The 14163-nt window shown below is 58.4% G+C and carries 14 protein-coding genes; 4 read left to right on the top strand and 10 right to left on the bottom strand.

The genetic code is table 11. From position 1 onward, the window contains the following. From ACLBXN_RS06270 to ACLBXN_RS06245, 6 genes are read right to left on the bottom strand one after another with little or no spacing between them, the layout of a single operon-like run. The gene (locus tag ACLBXN_RS06270; protein WP_407715937.1) at positions 1-711 is read right to left on the bottom strand and encodes an alpha/beta fold hydrolase; all 711 of its coding nucleotides are present in this window, start codon (positions 709-711) and stop codon (positions 1-3) included. Then, on the bottom strand, positions 708-1580 hold the full coding sequence (locus ACLBXN_RS06265) for a class III extradiol dioxygenase subunit beta (RefSeq protein ID WP_407715936.1): 873 nt from the start codon (positions 1578-1580) through the stop codon (positions 708-710). The genes ACLBXN_RS06270 and ACLBXN_RS06265 overlap by 4 nt, the downstream gene beginning before the upstream one ends. Then, positions 1580-1978, bottom strand: coding sequence for a protocatechuate 4,5-dioxygenase subunit alpha (gene ligA, locus ACLBXN_RS06260; RefSeq protein ID WP_447611515.1), 399 nt, complete (start codon positions 1976-1978; stop codon positions 1580-1582). The genes ACLBXN_RS06265 and ligA overlap by 1 nt, the downstream gene beginning before the upstream one ends. 18 nt (positions 1979-1996) lie before the next feature. After that, positions 1997-2968 carry a PDR/VanB family oxidoreductase gene (locus ACLBXN_RS06255; protein ID WP_447611514.1) on the bottom strand — a complete coding sequence of 324 codons (972 nt, stop codon included), beginning with the start codon at positions 2966-2968 and terminating at the stop codon, positions 1997-1999. Next, complete coding sequence (locus ACLBXN_RS06250; protein WP_447611513.1) at positions 2965-4005, bottom strand: Rieske 2Fe-2S domain-containing protein; 1041 nt, start codon at positions 4003-4005, stop codon at positions 2965-2967. Before ACLBXN_RS06250 ends, ACLBXN_RS06255 begins: the two co-directional genes overlap by 4 nt. 44 nt (positions 4006-4049) lie before the next feature. Continuing rightward, positions 4050-5384: an MFS transporter gene (locus ACLBXN_RS06245; protein ID WP_447611512.1), complete on the bottom strand. Its 1335-nt coding sequence runs from the start codon at positions 5382-5384 to the stop codon at positions 4050-4052. 1278 nt (positions 5385-6662) lie between these two features. Between ACLBXN_RS06245 and ACLBXN_RS06240 the strand changes: the two genes are divergently transcribed. The 4 genes from ACLBXN_RS06240 (at position 6663) to ACLBXN_RS06225 (ending at position 9869) form a co-directional block, all read left to right on the top strand. Further along, positions 6663-7688, top strand: a complete 1026-nt coding sequence (locus tag ACLBXN_RS06240; RefSeq protein WP_447611511.1) for a tripartite tricarboxylate transporter substrate binding protein BugE — start codon at positions 6663-6665, stop codon at positions 7686-7688. Positions 7689-7775: 87 nt separating this feature from the next. After that, positions 7776-9203, top strand: a complete 1428-nt coding sequence (locus ACLBXN_RS06235; RefSeq protein WP_447611510.1) for a M20 family metallopeptidase — start codon at positions 7776-7778, stop codon at positions 9201-9203. Between the two features lie 214 nt (positions 9204-9417). Next, a complete protein-coding gene (locus tag ACLBXN_RS06230; RefSeq protein ID WP_003056033.1) occupies positions 9418-9561 on the top strand; it encodes a DUF3149 domain-containing protein in 144 nt (47 codons plus the stop codon). 116 nt (positions 9562-9677) lie between these two features. After that, entirely contained in the window at positions 9678-9869 is a 192-nt protein-coding gene (locus tag ACLBXN_RS06225; protein WP_447611509.1) for a hypothetical protein, read from the top strand. Between the two features lie 141 nt (positions 9870-10010). Here the strand turns inward: ACLBXN_RS06225 and ACLBXN_RS06220 are convergent, their stop codons facing one another. The 4 genes from ACLBXN_RS06220 to ACLBXN_RS06205 all read right to left on the bottom strand — a co-directional run bounded on the left by ACLBXN_RS06220 (position 10011) and on the right by ACLBXN_RS06205 (position 14149). Beyond that, positions 10011-12248 carry a putative bifunctional diguanylate cyclase/phosphodiesterase gene (locus ACLBXN_RS06220; RefSeq protein ID WP_447611508.1) on the bottom strand — a complete coding sequence of 746 codons (2238 nt, stop codon included), beginning with the start codon at positions 12246-12248 and terminating at the stop codon, positions 10011-10013. A gap of 148 nt (positions 12249-12396) precedes the next feature. Next, a complete protein-coding gene (locus tag ACLBXN_RS06215; protein ID WP_447611507.1) occupies positions 12397-13158 on the bottom strand; it encodes a GGDEF domain-containing protein in 762 nt (253 codons plus the stop codon). Continuing rightward, positions 13159-13548 carry a DUF1987 domain-containing protein gene (locus ACLBXN_RS06210; RefSeq protein WP_447611506.1) on the bottom strand — a complete coding sequence of 130 codons (390 nt, stop codon included), beginning with the start codon at positions 13546-13548 and terminating at the stop codon, positions 13159-13161. It abuts the gene before it with no gap. 34 nt (positions 13549-13582) lie between these two features. Further along, complete coding sequence (locus ACLBXN_RS06205) at positions 13583-14149, bottom strand: SiaB family protein kinase (protein ID WP_447611505.1); 567 nt, start codon at positions 14147-14149, stop codon at positions 13583-13585. Between the last annotated feature and the right edge of the window lie 14 nt (positions 14150-14163).

Genomic DNA, 14163 nt, shown 5'->3' with positions numbered 1-14163 from the left:
CTAGCGAAGCATCCAGTCGGCCAGGGCTTTTGACACCTGTTCAGGCTGCTCCATGGTGCTCATATGACCACTATCCTCTATCACCACCAACTCTGCTCCAGGGCATAGCTCCTGCATGCGTTCGTGGCGGGACAAAGGACTCCAGAGGTCTTGCCGCCCACAGACCAACAGGGTTGGGCAGTTCAGCGCCTGCAAGACCGTTGTCGCGTCGGGTCGGCCCAGCAGAGCATCAATCTGCGCGGCAAAGATTGCCGGAGTGAAGCGGGCGACCATGTCCAGGACCTCCTCGAACAGCGGAGTGTCAAGGCGACCGGGGTGCACCATGCCGCGCGCCCATTGCCCCCCCATCTCCCGCATGCCATGCTCACGCGCCTTGTGTAGCAAGGCCATTCGTTTGGCACGCTCGCTGGCACCGGCTTCGCCAGCCGCGATGGGCTCCATGCCGGTGTCCAGCAAAGCCAGACGCTCTACGCGCTGCGGAGCCATCCTGACGATCTCCAGTGCCACACGCCCTCCCATGGAATGCCCGGCCAAGGAAAAGCGCTGTGCACCCACCTCGCCCAGCACCAGATGGGCCATGTCTTCGATGGAAGCCGCATGCTCATAAGATGGAATGATGCTGTCCGCGAAGGAAAGCGCCTTTCTCTGCTCCTGCCATACCACCTCGTCACAAAGCAAGCCGGGCAAAAATACGATGCAGGGTTTGCTCATGCAATGCTCTCCAGAATCAGATGGCCCACTGCGGTGTTCGATGCGGGCACATGGTAGAAGCGGTGCGCCACCTTGGGCAGCGGTGCGGGGCCGTCCACATCGGACATGGCGCCGCGTGCAATCAGCCACATCACCAGCTCGATGCCTTCCGAGCCGGCTTCGCGCACATAGTCGATATGCGGCATCTGCGCCAGTCCGTGCGGGTTCTCGACCAGCAGATCCAGGAACTGGTTGTCCCATTCCTTGTTGATCAGGCCAGCGCGCGCGCCCTGCAGCTGGTGGCTCATGCCGCCCGTGCCCCAGATATGCACGTTGATGTCCTGGTCGTAGCTCTCCACGGCCTTGCGGATGGCGCGGCCCAGGTTGAAGCAGCGCTGGCCGGTGGGCACGGGATACTGCACCACGTTCACGGCGAAGGGGATCACCGGGCAGGGCCAGGAGCCGGTCTTGGGGTCCTGCTCGCCGCACATCAGCGACAGCGGCACCGTGAGGCCGTGGTCCACGTCCATCTTGTTGACGATGGTCAGGTCGAAGTCCTGCTGAATCACGGACTGGGCAATGTGACTGGCCAGATCGGGATGGCCGACCACCTTGGGCACGGGGCGCGGGCCCCAGCCTTCATCGGCAGGCTGGAATTCCGCAGCCGTGCCGATGGCGAAGGTCGGAATGCAGTCCAGGCTGAAAGCCGTGGCGTGGTCGTTGTAGACTAGGAAGATCACGTCGGGCTTGTTGTCCTTCATCCACTGGCGGGAGAAGTCATAACCCTTGAACAGGGGCGCCCAGTAGGCCTCCTGGGTCTTGCCCATGTCCATGGCGGCGCCGATGGCAGGCACGTGCGAGGTGAAAACGGATGCGGTGATGCGTGCCATCAGGCTTGCCTCCCTGTTTCATGGAGGAATCTGTTGCTCTCTATGCCGCGCCCACCTGAAAGCATCATCTGACGGTAGTCTTCTTCGCTCATGCCCGTCATGGTCGACACCATGTTCTGTACGCTGATGCCGTCGGTGGCGCCTATCTTCACCAGGAAGTAAATATTCCCGCCCAGTGCGATACAGCGATTGAGGTCGCGCGCCAGCACGGACTGCTTCTGCTCCTCGGTCATCGCCCACTCGTCGAGATAGGAACGCTCGTTGGCGCGAAAGCGCTCACGGTTCTCGGCCTTCATCAGGCTCATGCAGAACTGATTGAGCCAGTAGCCCTTGCGGGACTGCTCGGCGTCAAACACCGTGGTCCCAGGCACATCAAGATAAGGTTTGTTCAATGCCATAAAAACGTCCCTGCGGACTCAAAGATCCAGTACCAGTCGTTCACAGTGAGCCCTTGAGCAGCAAGGGGTGAACTGATCGTTGGCCGCTTGTTCCTCATCCGTTAAGTAGGCATCTCGGTGGTCAACCTGCCCCGACAGAACCCGAGTCAAGCAGGTTCCGCAGACCCCCTGCTCACATGAAACCATGACCTCCACGCCCGCCTCCAGCAGCGCCTGCGTCACACTCTGCCCAGCAGCGACGGGAACGACGCGTCCCGAACTCGCGAGCTGCACCTCGAAAGCAGTGTCTTCGCCGCGCAGGCCCGCATTGGCGGCCGCAAAGAACTCCCAATGCAATCGCTTCTCGCTCCAGCGCTGCTGGCGCGCAACTTCCAGCACTGCGTCGATAAAGCCCTGAGGACCGCAAACGTAGAGATGCGTGTCCGTCGCAGCATCGGCAAGCACGGCTTCTATATTCAAGCGCTGCGAAGCATCGCCATCGTCAAAATGCAGTTGCACCCGATCAGCGAAGGCAGAGTTCGCAATACGCTGCTGAAAAGCCATGCGCTGCCTGGAACGGCCGCTGTAGTGCATGCGAAAGGAGGCGCCAAGTACCGAAAGTCGCTCCGCCATGCACAGGATGGGCGTCACGCCTATGCCGCCGGCTAGGAGCAAGTGGTGCGGCGCATCAGGTTCCAGCGCGAAATGATTTCGAGGCGCACTGATCTGCAGCACATCGCCTTCGGCCACAATTTCGTGCACAGCCGATGAACCCCCACGTGAGGCTGGATCGCGCAACACGGCGATCTGGTAACGATGACCTTCCGAAGGATCGTTGCACAGCGAATATTGACGAACGATTCCGCCGGGAAGGTAGACGTCTATATGTGATCCAGCAGCAAAAGATGGCAATGTACCGCCATCGATAGCCACCAATTCAAGGCCACAGATGTCCTGAGCCTCTAGAGTGCGCCTCGCGACTCGAACTTGCAAATAACTGCCGACGGTCATGCAGCCTCCGCACGCTCATGCGCCAGCAAGCGCTCAATGACGCGGCGCGACTGAACACCTCCTGCATCGATATTGAGCATCAGCAGCTTACGCTCAGGCCAGCGAAGCAGGTTCTGCTGCTGCAGCTCCAGCACTTCCGTGTCCTCGCTGAAGACCTTGCCCTGCCCCTCGCAGATAGAGGCCGTCAAAGCCGCATCCTGTGGCTTGAACTGGCGAGCCATACCCCAGAAATAATGGTGGGTGGTTTCGGTTTCCGGGGTAATGAAGTCCACGACGATGGACGAAACTTTTTTGTCTGCCGGCGCACCATGACCGCCATGCCCAGCAAGAGCCACGCCCACCTCAATCATCACATGACTAGGCGGCTCGAAATGGCATATCTGCCACCGATCCACCGGCTGGTCATCGGGCAAGCCGTTGCCGCGCAATGCCATGCGCCAAAATGGTGGAGCTTCAGGCAAGCCTTCCATGAAGCGGCTGGTGGTGACATGGTCGCCATCCACCTTGGTCACGCAAGGCGTCTCATCGATCTCCTTTTGCCCGATAGAGCTGGCATGAACATAAGTCTCGTGCGTCAGATCCATGAGGTTGTCGATCATGAGCAAATGACTGGCCTTGATGTGGTAGTAGCCACCACCGTAGGCCCATTGCGGATTGTCAGCCCAGTGCAGCTCGGGAATCAGCTTGGGATCGGCCTCCAGCTTGTTGCCCGGCCAGACCCAAACAAAGCCATAGCGCTCCACGGTAGGAAAGCTGCGAATTTCTGGAAACCCGCGTACGCGTTGGCCCGGCATGGCGATGGTCTTGCCCTCGCAGCCCATCTCCAGTCCATGGTAGCCACAGATCAGCTTTCCTTCGCAAACAAAGCCTAGCGATAGAGGTGCACCGCGATGAGGGCAAAAGTCTTCAACGGCGGCAAAACCCTGCGGGCCTCGGTAAAAAGCCATGCGCTCATTGCAGATGGTGCGGCCCAAGGGCTTGTCTTGCGGGATTTCATCGACCTTGCAGGCGACATACCAAGTGTTCAGCAAAAACATAAGGGGATAGTTGTCAAAGAGTGAGGAAACACGCTCGTTGGAAATCAGTGCGCTGCTGCGACTGAACCGCGAACAACAGCGCTCCGGCCTGTGCCTGTGGCCATGACGGCAAGCGCGGCGACAACCAAGGGGAGAGCGAATACGTAATACAGCGAGGCCGGCTGCCAGCCTCCATCAAGCAAAAGACCGGCCATCGTGGGTGCAACAATGGCGCCAATACGACCAATGCCAATCGCCCACCCCATGCCTGTGGCTCGGACTTGAGCGGGATAGGTGGCGGGCACTAGGCCGTACAGACCGGCCATGGAAGCGAACAGGAAAACGCCCACACCGACCGCAGCCGCAAATGCCCAACCCAAGCTGGTCGAAGCGAGGCCGAACAAGGCTGTAAACAGCGCATTGAGCAGCAGGCTGCCAATGGCCAGGTTGCGCAACTTCGCCTTCACGGCCAGCAGACCGAACAAGCTGCCGCCAGCAATGCCGCCAAGATTGAGCAGAACCCCGCCTGTCACGCCCTGCTGGGCAGACAAACCGGCTTGCACCAGCAGCTTTGGCGTCCAGCTCAGGGAGAAATAGACACTGAACATGAGCAGGAAAAAGCCTGCCCACAGCATCAGAGTAGGACGTGCCAAACCATTTTTGAACAGTGCCGCAACCGTATTGCCTTGAACGGCCTCGCCGGCAACCGGAGCGGGCAATTGCGTCAGCGGTGCATGGCCCATGAGCACCATCAAACGATTGAGTTTCTCCAAAGCATGAACCGGACGACGGCCAAGCAAGAAGTCCACCGACTCGGGCAAACGCCACAAAACAATGGGAAGCATCAGAGCTGTCGTCAGGCCACCAAAAACGAAGACCGAGCGCCAGCCGTAATGTGTCAGCAGCCAGGCAGCCATGAGCCCCCCCAAAGTCGCGCCAATGGGATAGCCGGTGGCTTGCAGCGCAATCGCAGTGCTGCGCCACTTTTGCGACGAAAACTCGGAAGTGATGACCCCCACGCTAGCCAGCATGCCGCCGATGCCGACGCCGGTGATGGCTCGCAGGGCAGCCAGCTCGATATAACTTCGGGCCATGGCTGACATCAGCATGCCTGCCGAAACCACGACGAGGCACAGCACGATGACAGGCTGGCGACCGCGTCTATCGGCTACGGGAGCGACAAACAGCGATCCAATGGCCATACCAATCAGCCCAGCACTGAACAACACGCCCAGCTGAGCGCCATTGAGCTTCCATTCGGCCGCAACCGATGACGCAGTAAAGGCCATCACGAGCACATCGAAGCCATCGAGCATGATGAGCAAAATGCATATGCTGATGGCCAGCCATTGAAATGACGTCATGGAACCTTCGTCCATCGTCTTGCGAATGTCTTTCATACAGGTCCTTATCAGGAACAGGTTGTCTCCGGAGCTTTGTTATGCACGCATCTATAGCGCTGCATTAACAAGCTTTTTATTTAGAGCCACACTGCCAAATTTGCTAAAACAGCGTGGTGAGGCTCGCCTGAAAAGTATCTCCATCAGAGTCCATCAACGCCAATGCACACATTGCGGTCAGCTATGCGTTTTAACGATGACTTTTCTTGCCAGCGCAGAAGTTCTGACGAACGGTAATTAGATAGCCCTTCAATCCTCGGGCGCGGTCGATTGCTTAGCTTTCACATCGACTAGGACAGGGCAAATAGCGCCAAGCACGAGCAGGAGTAATTCCGCATCGCTGTCGAGCGTCGGCTACTGTCTCCGATACTGCCCTTGAATGGGCGTCAGTTTCTGGCCCCAAAGCAGTCGTCGAAGTCTCGTCTAGGATCGGCAGCAATCGCTACGTAACAGACATTTGCCGCCGAGGCACGAATGACTGATACCGAGCGTTCAGATGAACTGGATGGATAGTTGGGATTCGATGGACAGTCAGGTATTGAGGCTGAAGTAATAACGCAACCCGACGAGATCACGATGATCGGTAGCAGTGGCCTATTTCGATTGGATGCAGATACTTTTTCTCCGGCGCAGGCAACCAGCCTGACAGCTTGTTGCCGAAGGGGTAGAGCTGGGTGACGATAGTGCGCTTTACAAGCTGAGCTTGCACAGAGTCATAGGGCAAACACTCATGGATGGTATTGGGAGAAAGCCCGGTTTTGCGGGTAATCACTCGGATGGACAAGTGCTCACGCAGAGCGCAGCTTCGGATGACACTCAAAGTGGTCACATCAATCGCTCCTAGTCTCCCGCTACACAAGAAAGCAGCAGACTAGTGTTAATGCGTGGATCAGATCGAGATGAGTAATCCTGGCGCTAGTGGGTCGGTTCCGGGGGGGAATCAACAGTCAGCTCTACTATTGCCTGCAGCGAAGGTTCGAGTACACCTGAGCATTTCTGTGATGGACGTCTCACTCTTACATCCTCACGACTAACCTTGTTGTGAAAAAGCATCGACGAACTTTGCTCAAAGCGACGAACCTTGATGAGAAAAACAGTTGCGTCAACACATCCAGAGGGAAGCTCGCATCAGATATCGGCAACGCTTATAGCTACAAGCAAATAGCATCTACTGCCAAGGCTCCGGAATTTCTATATTTCATTTCCATGACGGCAGAACTTCGTGAACAGCACTGATGGTGTGGACACGGCTCGGCCGATATCTTTCAGGAGCCTTCCATGCCCAACTCTTCACGCACCTGCCGCTGCACAAAGGATCTCATCGGCCGCTTCGGCCTGCTCTCTCTGGCCGTGGCCGGCGCCTTGTCGGCCCTGCCTGCCTCGCGGACGCTTGCCGCCGACGCCTACCCCAGCAAGCCCGTCAAGCTCATCGTGCCTTTTGCGGCCGGCGGCTCCACCGACATCGTGGCCCGCGTGATTGCCGAAGGCATGCGAACCACGCTGGGGCAGCCTGTGATCGTGGACAACAAGGGCGGCGCCGGCGGGTTGATCGGCAGCGAAGCCATTGCCCAGGCCGCTCCCGATGGCTACAGCATCGGCATGGCGACCGTGAGCACGGCCACCATCAATCCCCTGCTCTACCAACGCGCCAGCAAGATCGAAGGCAAGCTGCTGCCGGTGGCCAATCTCGTGACCATGCCGTCGGTCTACATGGCTCACCCCAAGATGGGCGTGAACAACTTCAAGGACTTTCTCGCCAAGATCAAGGCCCAGCCTGGCGCCTACAGCGCCGGGGTGCCGGGCCTTGGAACGCTGGGTCATCTCATGGTTGCCTCGTTCAACGAGACCATGAAGACCCAGATCCAGATCGTGCCCTACCGCGGCAACGGCCCTGCGCTCAACGATGCCCTGGCCGGCATGGTTCAGATCATGACCGACCAGTTGCCCTCGGCCATGCCCCAGATCAAGGGCGGCAAGCTGCTTCCGGTGGTCGTCGCTTCGCATGGCCGCTCGCCCGATCTGCCCAACGTGCCGACCTTCAAGGAACTGGGCTACGACGAACTCAACGAACTCGGCATCAGTTGGTTCGGGCTGGTCGTCCCCGCCAACACACCGGCGCCCATCGTGAAGCAACTGCAGGACGCGGCCGTCAAGGCCGTGCGCCTGCCCGAGGTGCAAAAGCATTTGAAGAATCTGGGCGCCACGGCCACCGAGACCGCACCCTCCCAGTTCCCGGCCCAGATTGCTGCTGAACTCAAGCGCAACAAAGCCTTGCTCGACAAGGCCGGCGTCAAGCCCGAATAAGAGCCGAATCAGCACCGGGCACGACCTCGCCCGGTTGCCTGCTTTTCATACCCTGTCTTCTTCACCACAGCTCAAGGACCCTTTGCCATGCAAGCGATGAGCGCCCTGCAGGACTTTTTTCAACGCGAGACACCACGCATGACGGCGCTGGCCGACCAGATCTGGTCACTGGCCGAACTGCGTTATGCCGAAAATGCTTCGGCCCAGTTGCACAGCAATGCCCTGGAGCAGGCTGACTTTCGCATCACGCGTGATGTGGCGGGCATTCCCACCGCCTTCATGGCCGAATGGGGCGATGCTGGCCCGGTCATTGCCTTGCTCGGTGAGTACGACGCGCTGTCAGGCCTGAACCAGCAAAGCGGTGCTCTGGTGTGCACCCCATCCATCGACAGCCCTGGTCTGGCCGGTCACGGCTGCGGCCACCATCTGCTGGGCACTTCGGCACACTTTTCCGCCATTGCACTGCAGCAGCATCTGAAACGCACAGGCCTGAGCGGACGCGTGCGCTACTACGGCTGCCCGGCCGAAGAAGGCGGTTCTGGCAAGACCTTCATGGCCCGCGCCGGCGTTTTCAATGATGTGGATGCCGCACTGACCTGGCATCCGGCCAGCTACACCGGCCTGTTCAGCCAGAGCACGCTGGCCAATATCCAGGCCAAGTTTGTCTTCCATGGCAAGGCCTCGCATGCCGCTCACTCGCCCCATCTGGGCCGCAGCGCCCTGGATGCAGTGGAGTTGATGAACGTGGGAGTGAACTATCTGCGCGAGCACATGCCCTCGGACGCGCGCGTGCACTATGCCATCACTGATAGCGGAGGTCTGTCACCCAATGTGGTGCAGGCGCGCGCCGAAGTGCTGTACCTGGTGCGGGCAGCGCGCAACCACGAAGCCGCCGAACTCTATGAACGCGTGCAGAACGTAGCTCGCGGCGCCGCGCTGATGACGGACTGCAGGCTCGAAATCGTCTTCGACAAGGCCTGCTCCAATCTCTTGCAGAACAACACGCTCAACAAGGTGATGTATGCGCAGATGCAAGCACTGGGACAGTTGCAGGCCGACGCGCAGGCACATGCAGTCGCCGGCCAGTTCCAGGCCACGCTAGACAAAAATGATGTCGATGCCGTCAGCCGCCCGCTCGCCAGTGTGCTGCGCGGCAAGGTGCCGGCCATTTTTGAAGGTCTGATGCCCTACGACCCCGATGCCAGCGACATCATGTTCGGCTCCACCGACGTAGCCGACGTGAGCTGGATCACGCCCACGGTTCAGGCCTGGGTGGCCTGCTATGCCTTTGGCACGCCTCTGCACTCCTGGCAGATGGTGTCGCAAGGCCAGTCCGGCCTGGCTCACACCGGCATGGTGCATGCTGCAAAAATTCTCACGGCCACCGCCGTGGAGTTGTTGGCTCGACCCGAACTGCTGGAACGCGCCAAAGAGGAGTTGCTGCAACGTCGTGAAGGCAAGCCCTATGTCTGCCCCATTCCCGCCGAGGTAGCCTTGCCTTTTCTGCGCAAGTAAGAGAGAAGAGAGCCCCACTTCCCTGAAAGCGATCACAGCACAGCCAGACCCCCCTACGGGCGTCTGGCAGGATTGCTCGTTCATCCTGTACTCCTGCTTGCTCTGCCTCAAAGCGACGGCTGCCAAAGCTTGATACAGCACAAGCCCTCCGGCGGCGCCCGCAGCCATAGTGAGACATGCCCGCAAGACTGCGGAGACTCAACAGGGAGGAACCATGAAGCTGATGATCGATCTCTTTTCCACCGACTACGGTCTGATGAGCCTGGCCGTGATTGTGCTGATTATCGTCATGGCCGCGTTCTTCACACGCCTCTTCCTGGGCAAGATGAAAAACGTTGCAAATACCCCGCTGGAATAATCGCGATCCTCGCTGCATGCTGCATATGTACTGCCTTGAGTTGCTGGCGGGATAACGTGAATTGAACGCAAAAAAACGGGAAATCTCGCTATTCCCCGGCAATTTATATATCCAGGATGAGTGAATCATTGCAAGCACTCTCAGCCCCTCTTGCAGGGGCTTTTTCTTGCCTGGAGTTTCTGCGGATGGGTGTCGAAGACTTGGCGACGGTGTTTCAAGGCATTCTTGAATCTCTACGCGTCAAGAAGCAAGAGTCGATCAAGAGTGCCTGGGGCATTTACTTACCGAAGAAAATCCAGCTGCAGTGAAGCGCGCGCCACAGGCCCCCAGCACTTCGAGCTTATCGCCACGATCCACCGTGCCAGCGGCAAGCACCGCGTTGGCCGAATAAAGACCGACATCCCGGAATGCCTGTGCGCCAGTGCACAAGCAGGAAGAAAGTGCCAAGGTCAAGCGCATGTATGCCGGTCCCTCTCTCGCATCACATGCCTTGAAGAACCGCTTATTGCGGGGAGGATAGCCACTGCCGATTCTTCCGCGCCGAACGCGGCAACACCCCGTGAATCAAAAGAGAGTTCAACCGGTGGCGCCATCAGCTGGTTGCAACTTTCTGCGTCTGCATCGAGGCAATGCGCCTGAAGCCATGCCAGGAGCATGTCCTTGTCCATGGGCTTCGCGATGTAATAGCCCTGTCCTTCATAACAATCCATGGCGAGCAATGCCTGGCACACGGTGGCGTCCTCGATGCCTTCGGCCAGCACGCTCAATCCGAGCTTGCGACCCAGTTGAACGACCATTTCCGCTATCCGTGCGCCGTCCGGCTCGCCCAGCTGGCACACAAAGGATCGGTCAATCTTGATTCGATCCAGAGGAAGCTGCTCCAGATAACTCAGCGAAGAGTAGCCGGTGCCGAAATCATCGATGGCGATGGAGACGCCCTCTGCCCTCAGCGCCGACAGCGTTGATTTCAGCAAATCCGTGGGAAGCGCCGCCACAGATTCGGTGATCTCCAGCTCAAGGAGATCCCCTCGCAAACCGCTGCTGGCGAGTGCTGCGCAGACGATCTCGAGGAATCCAGGGTCCTGAAGCTGCACCGTCGAGACATTGACTGCAATGCGCTGAGGCGCGACTCCTGCATCCAGCAATTCGCGCATCGCTGCACATGCGGCCATGAGCACCCATTGGCCAAGGGCCACAATCAGACCCGAGTGCTCAGCAACGGGGATGAACTTGTCCGGAGGCACGAATCGGCCATCCTCCGTACGCCATCGCAGCAGCGCCTCAATTCCAACGACGCTACGCGTCACCAAATTGAGCTGTGGCTGATAGACCAGAAACAGCTCCCGGTTCTCGATCGCCTCTCTGAGTTCGGACAGCAACAATGCCCTGGACCGCGCCTCGGCTCCCATCTGATCGGAGTACCTCAGCTCCTGACCGCGGTGATCTCGCTTCGCACGCTTGAGTGCAATCGTGGCATCCTTGACCAAGTCCGCCCCTGCTCGAAACTCTTGAGGCAAAAGCACATAGCCACAGGTGAGCGAAACCTTGTAAGGAACCCCATCAATACTCAGCGGTTGGCGCACGCACTCCAGCAGACGCCTGGGCTGCACCTGTCCGGTGGCCCCCAAGACCCCGAAGGTGTCCGCCCCCAGCCTGGCCAACAGCACATCGTCTGGCAGCACATCTTCAAGACAGCGAGCAACGCGCTCCAGAAGACGGTCCCCGAACAGATGCCCCATCAGGTCGTTCGTAGCACTGAAATCGTCAATATCGATGAGCGCCAGAATGTAGTCGTGCAGGCCTTGTCTTGCGCATTCATCGACTGCCTCGACGAAATGGGCGCGATTGGGAAGATTCACCAGAGGATCATGATAGGCACTCTCTTTCAGGCGCCCGAGCAAACCGCGGTTATGCAGCAATGTGCTCAGATTGGCACAGAAGACATCCAGCAGTTGCGGATGCAGCACGGCATGATGCCTGGGCACGTCGATGAACACCACGAAGTTCTGTCCATCGTCATGGCCGATATGCAGTGCCAGCCCGCCAGTCTCGCCGTAGACATTGCAGCGGCCCTCAACGGCCTTTCTTAGCAAGCCCAACTCCGAGGTCTGCGGCAACAACTCCAGAGGATGCCCGATCAGCTCGGAGAATCGGCCCGTTGCCGCCTGCACGAAGTAGCAGCCGTCAGGATTGACCAACTCCTGGGCACAAACCACACCCACTTGTGCAACCTTCAGCAAAGCCGCCAGTTGTGTCAGTACGCCGGATGCGAATTCGTAGCAGTCCTTGATCTCCAGCAGAGATGCGCTGGATCGCAGAACATGCTCCAGGCCGCCTCGGCTTGTGTCCGCCGCGCACAGCTGCTTGTAGGAGCGAACTGCCGTGGCAACGATGACGTGCAACCGATCAGCAGTCAATTCCGCTCTAGTTCTGTAGTCACTGATGTCATTTTCAATCAGTGCATCGAGCCCGAGCTCCTGCCCCGGTTGGCTGGAAAGAAGAATGATGCGGGTATTGCGCAGGGCCACAGCATGGCGTATGAAATGCACCAGATCGATTCTCACGCCCGCCCGCTCCATCGCAAGATCGAGTATGACCACGGCCAGGTCACTTTCGCTCAGAAGCAGCTGTCTTGCCTCGTCGCCAGAAAACGCATTCAAAAACAGCAGCGGGCGCTCGAACAGCATCTGCGCATCCAAAGAGGAACGGCTTGCCGCGTGAACCTCTGGATCTGCGCTCACAACGAGGATGCGCCACCTTGGACCAAAGGCCGGGTCTGCGCTTGGCATTGTGTCGGCTGAGACCAGGCGCGACTGATCCCCCCTTGGAGCTGGCTCAGGTCTCATGCTCGAGAGACTGCAAAAAACACGACGAGAGGCAGACTTGGTTGCGTCCGCCTCGCTTTGCGACGTAAAGCGCTTCGTCAGCGAAGCCATACGCGCTGTCGAAATCGCCGCCCGGAGGTGCCCAACTCACACCAAAGCTGGCAGTGACACCACTTCCATCGGGCAGATCGAAATCACAGATTTCAATCGCGCGCCGGAGATCCTGTGCCAGTCTCTCGGAAACGTCCGCGCTCTGACGAGGTAGCACAACAGTGAATTCTTCACCGCCGACCCGGCCGATCTCCGCTGAGGAAGGCACCACGGCCTGAAGACAGGCAACAACGCCGAGGATGACCTTGTCACCCGTCGGATGACCAAAACTGTCGTTGATTCTTTTGAAGTGATCGATATCCAGCACGATCAGTGAAAGATCATCATGCACGAAATACTGGTTCACCAGCTCGATAACGGCAGCTCGGTTCAGGACACCCGTCAGCGTGTCGTGAGTAGCCCGATGCTCAAGCTCTGCCGCCAGATCCTGAAGCCGGGAATTCAACTGATTCATCTCCAGTTCCGCGCGATCGCTGCGGCGCACCAGTCGGCGCGTTTCTCGCAAAAGCCTCTCGTATGCAAGAAGCAGGTCACCCAATGCCTGTCTGCATTGAGTTGGCGCTGTGCAGGCGCAGACGGCATGCGCCGCTCGCGCAGTCAACAGAGCCTGATTCTCTGCTTCAAACAGATCTGGCGACGCTGAAGTGCCAGGGCTGTTCATTCAGGTTGCTCCAACTGGATGGGCGACAAACTCGAGAGCGGGAAAATCCTCGCTCAGCTCCTGCCCGAACTCGAGAATCGTGTCGTCTTCTTCATCGTGATACCAGTTGAGCACCACGCGATTACCGGCCTCTGCGCAATTGCTCAGAGCCTCTATCAAATTGAAGAGCATTTTGGTGCTGGAACTGTTGAAATACGCCAGCGCAATATTCACTTCGATCTTTGTCTCTGTCTGTGCGGACAAGTAGCCCTTGAGCCGAGAAATGATGTCGCTGTAGAAAGCTGCAGCATTTTCCGGATACGACTCGCCGCGCATGCTCAAGGTATGCGCATCAAAAATGAAATCCACCTCGGGAGAGCTGGGCGTTGGGGCAATGTAGAGGTTTTCCATCAGTTTTCTTTATTCGATGACGGTCTCGCCGTGCCTATATGGCCGCCTTAAGGTAGAAAACAGGCGAGTCGCCAGACTCCGCGTCGAAGTCGAACTCCAACGGTTCCCTGGCATCCCGGGCAACGGTCAAGAAACCCATGCCCGCACCCTTGCTCCCCTCAGGCGTCTCCTCGCGAAGTGTCTGTCTATAGGCTTGCTTGATTTCTTCGAGCGTCATGCTCCGCAGTGCGTTCAGCTTCACCCGCAAAGCCTCGGCCATCAGTGGCTCGATAGGATTGGCGCAGAGCAGCAGAAAGCTGCCGTCCTCCTCTCGTCGAATGCAGACAGAGCCATGTCGTAGCTCCCCGTTGTTCAGACTGGAGGGAGTCAGCGCATCAGCTGAGTAGTGAATGATGTTCTGCGCCATCTCCACAAATGAGGAAAACAGCTTGCGTCGGGTTGGAGCGGGAACCCCGGCAACTTCAAGCTGCAACTTCACTGCATCGGCCATGGCCGCAACGATGTGCTGCGAGAAATACCCGACGTAGTAGAAAATGACTTGGTGCTGGCGCGCCAAATTGAAGAAGGATCCGTACTTCTCGGCAATCATGGGGGAAGGCATATATGGGCCTTGAG

It is taken from the genome of Comamonas sp. C24C (genome assembly GCF_053345995.1).
The sequence above is the reverse complement of the archived record's forward strand: the minus strand, read 5'-3'. Positions and strand labels throughout refer to the sequence as shown.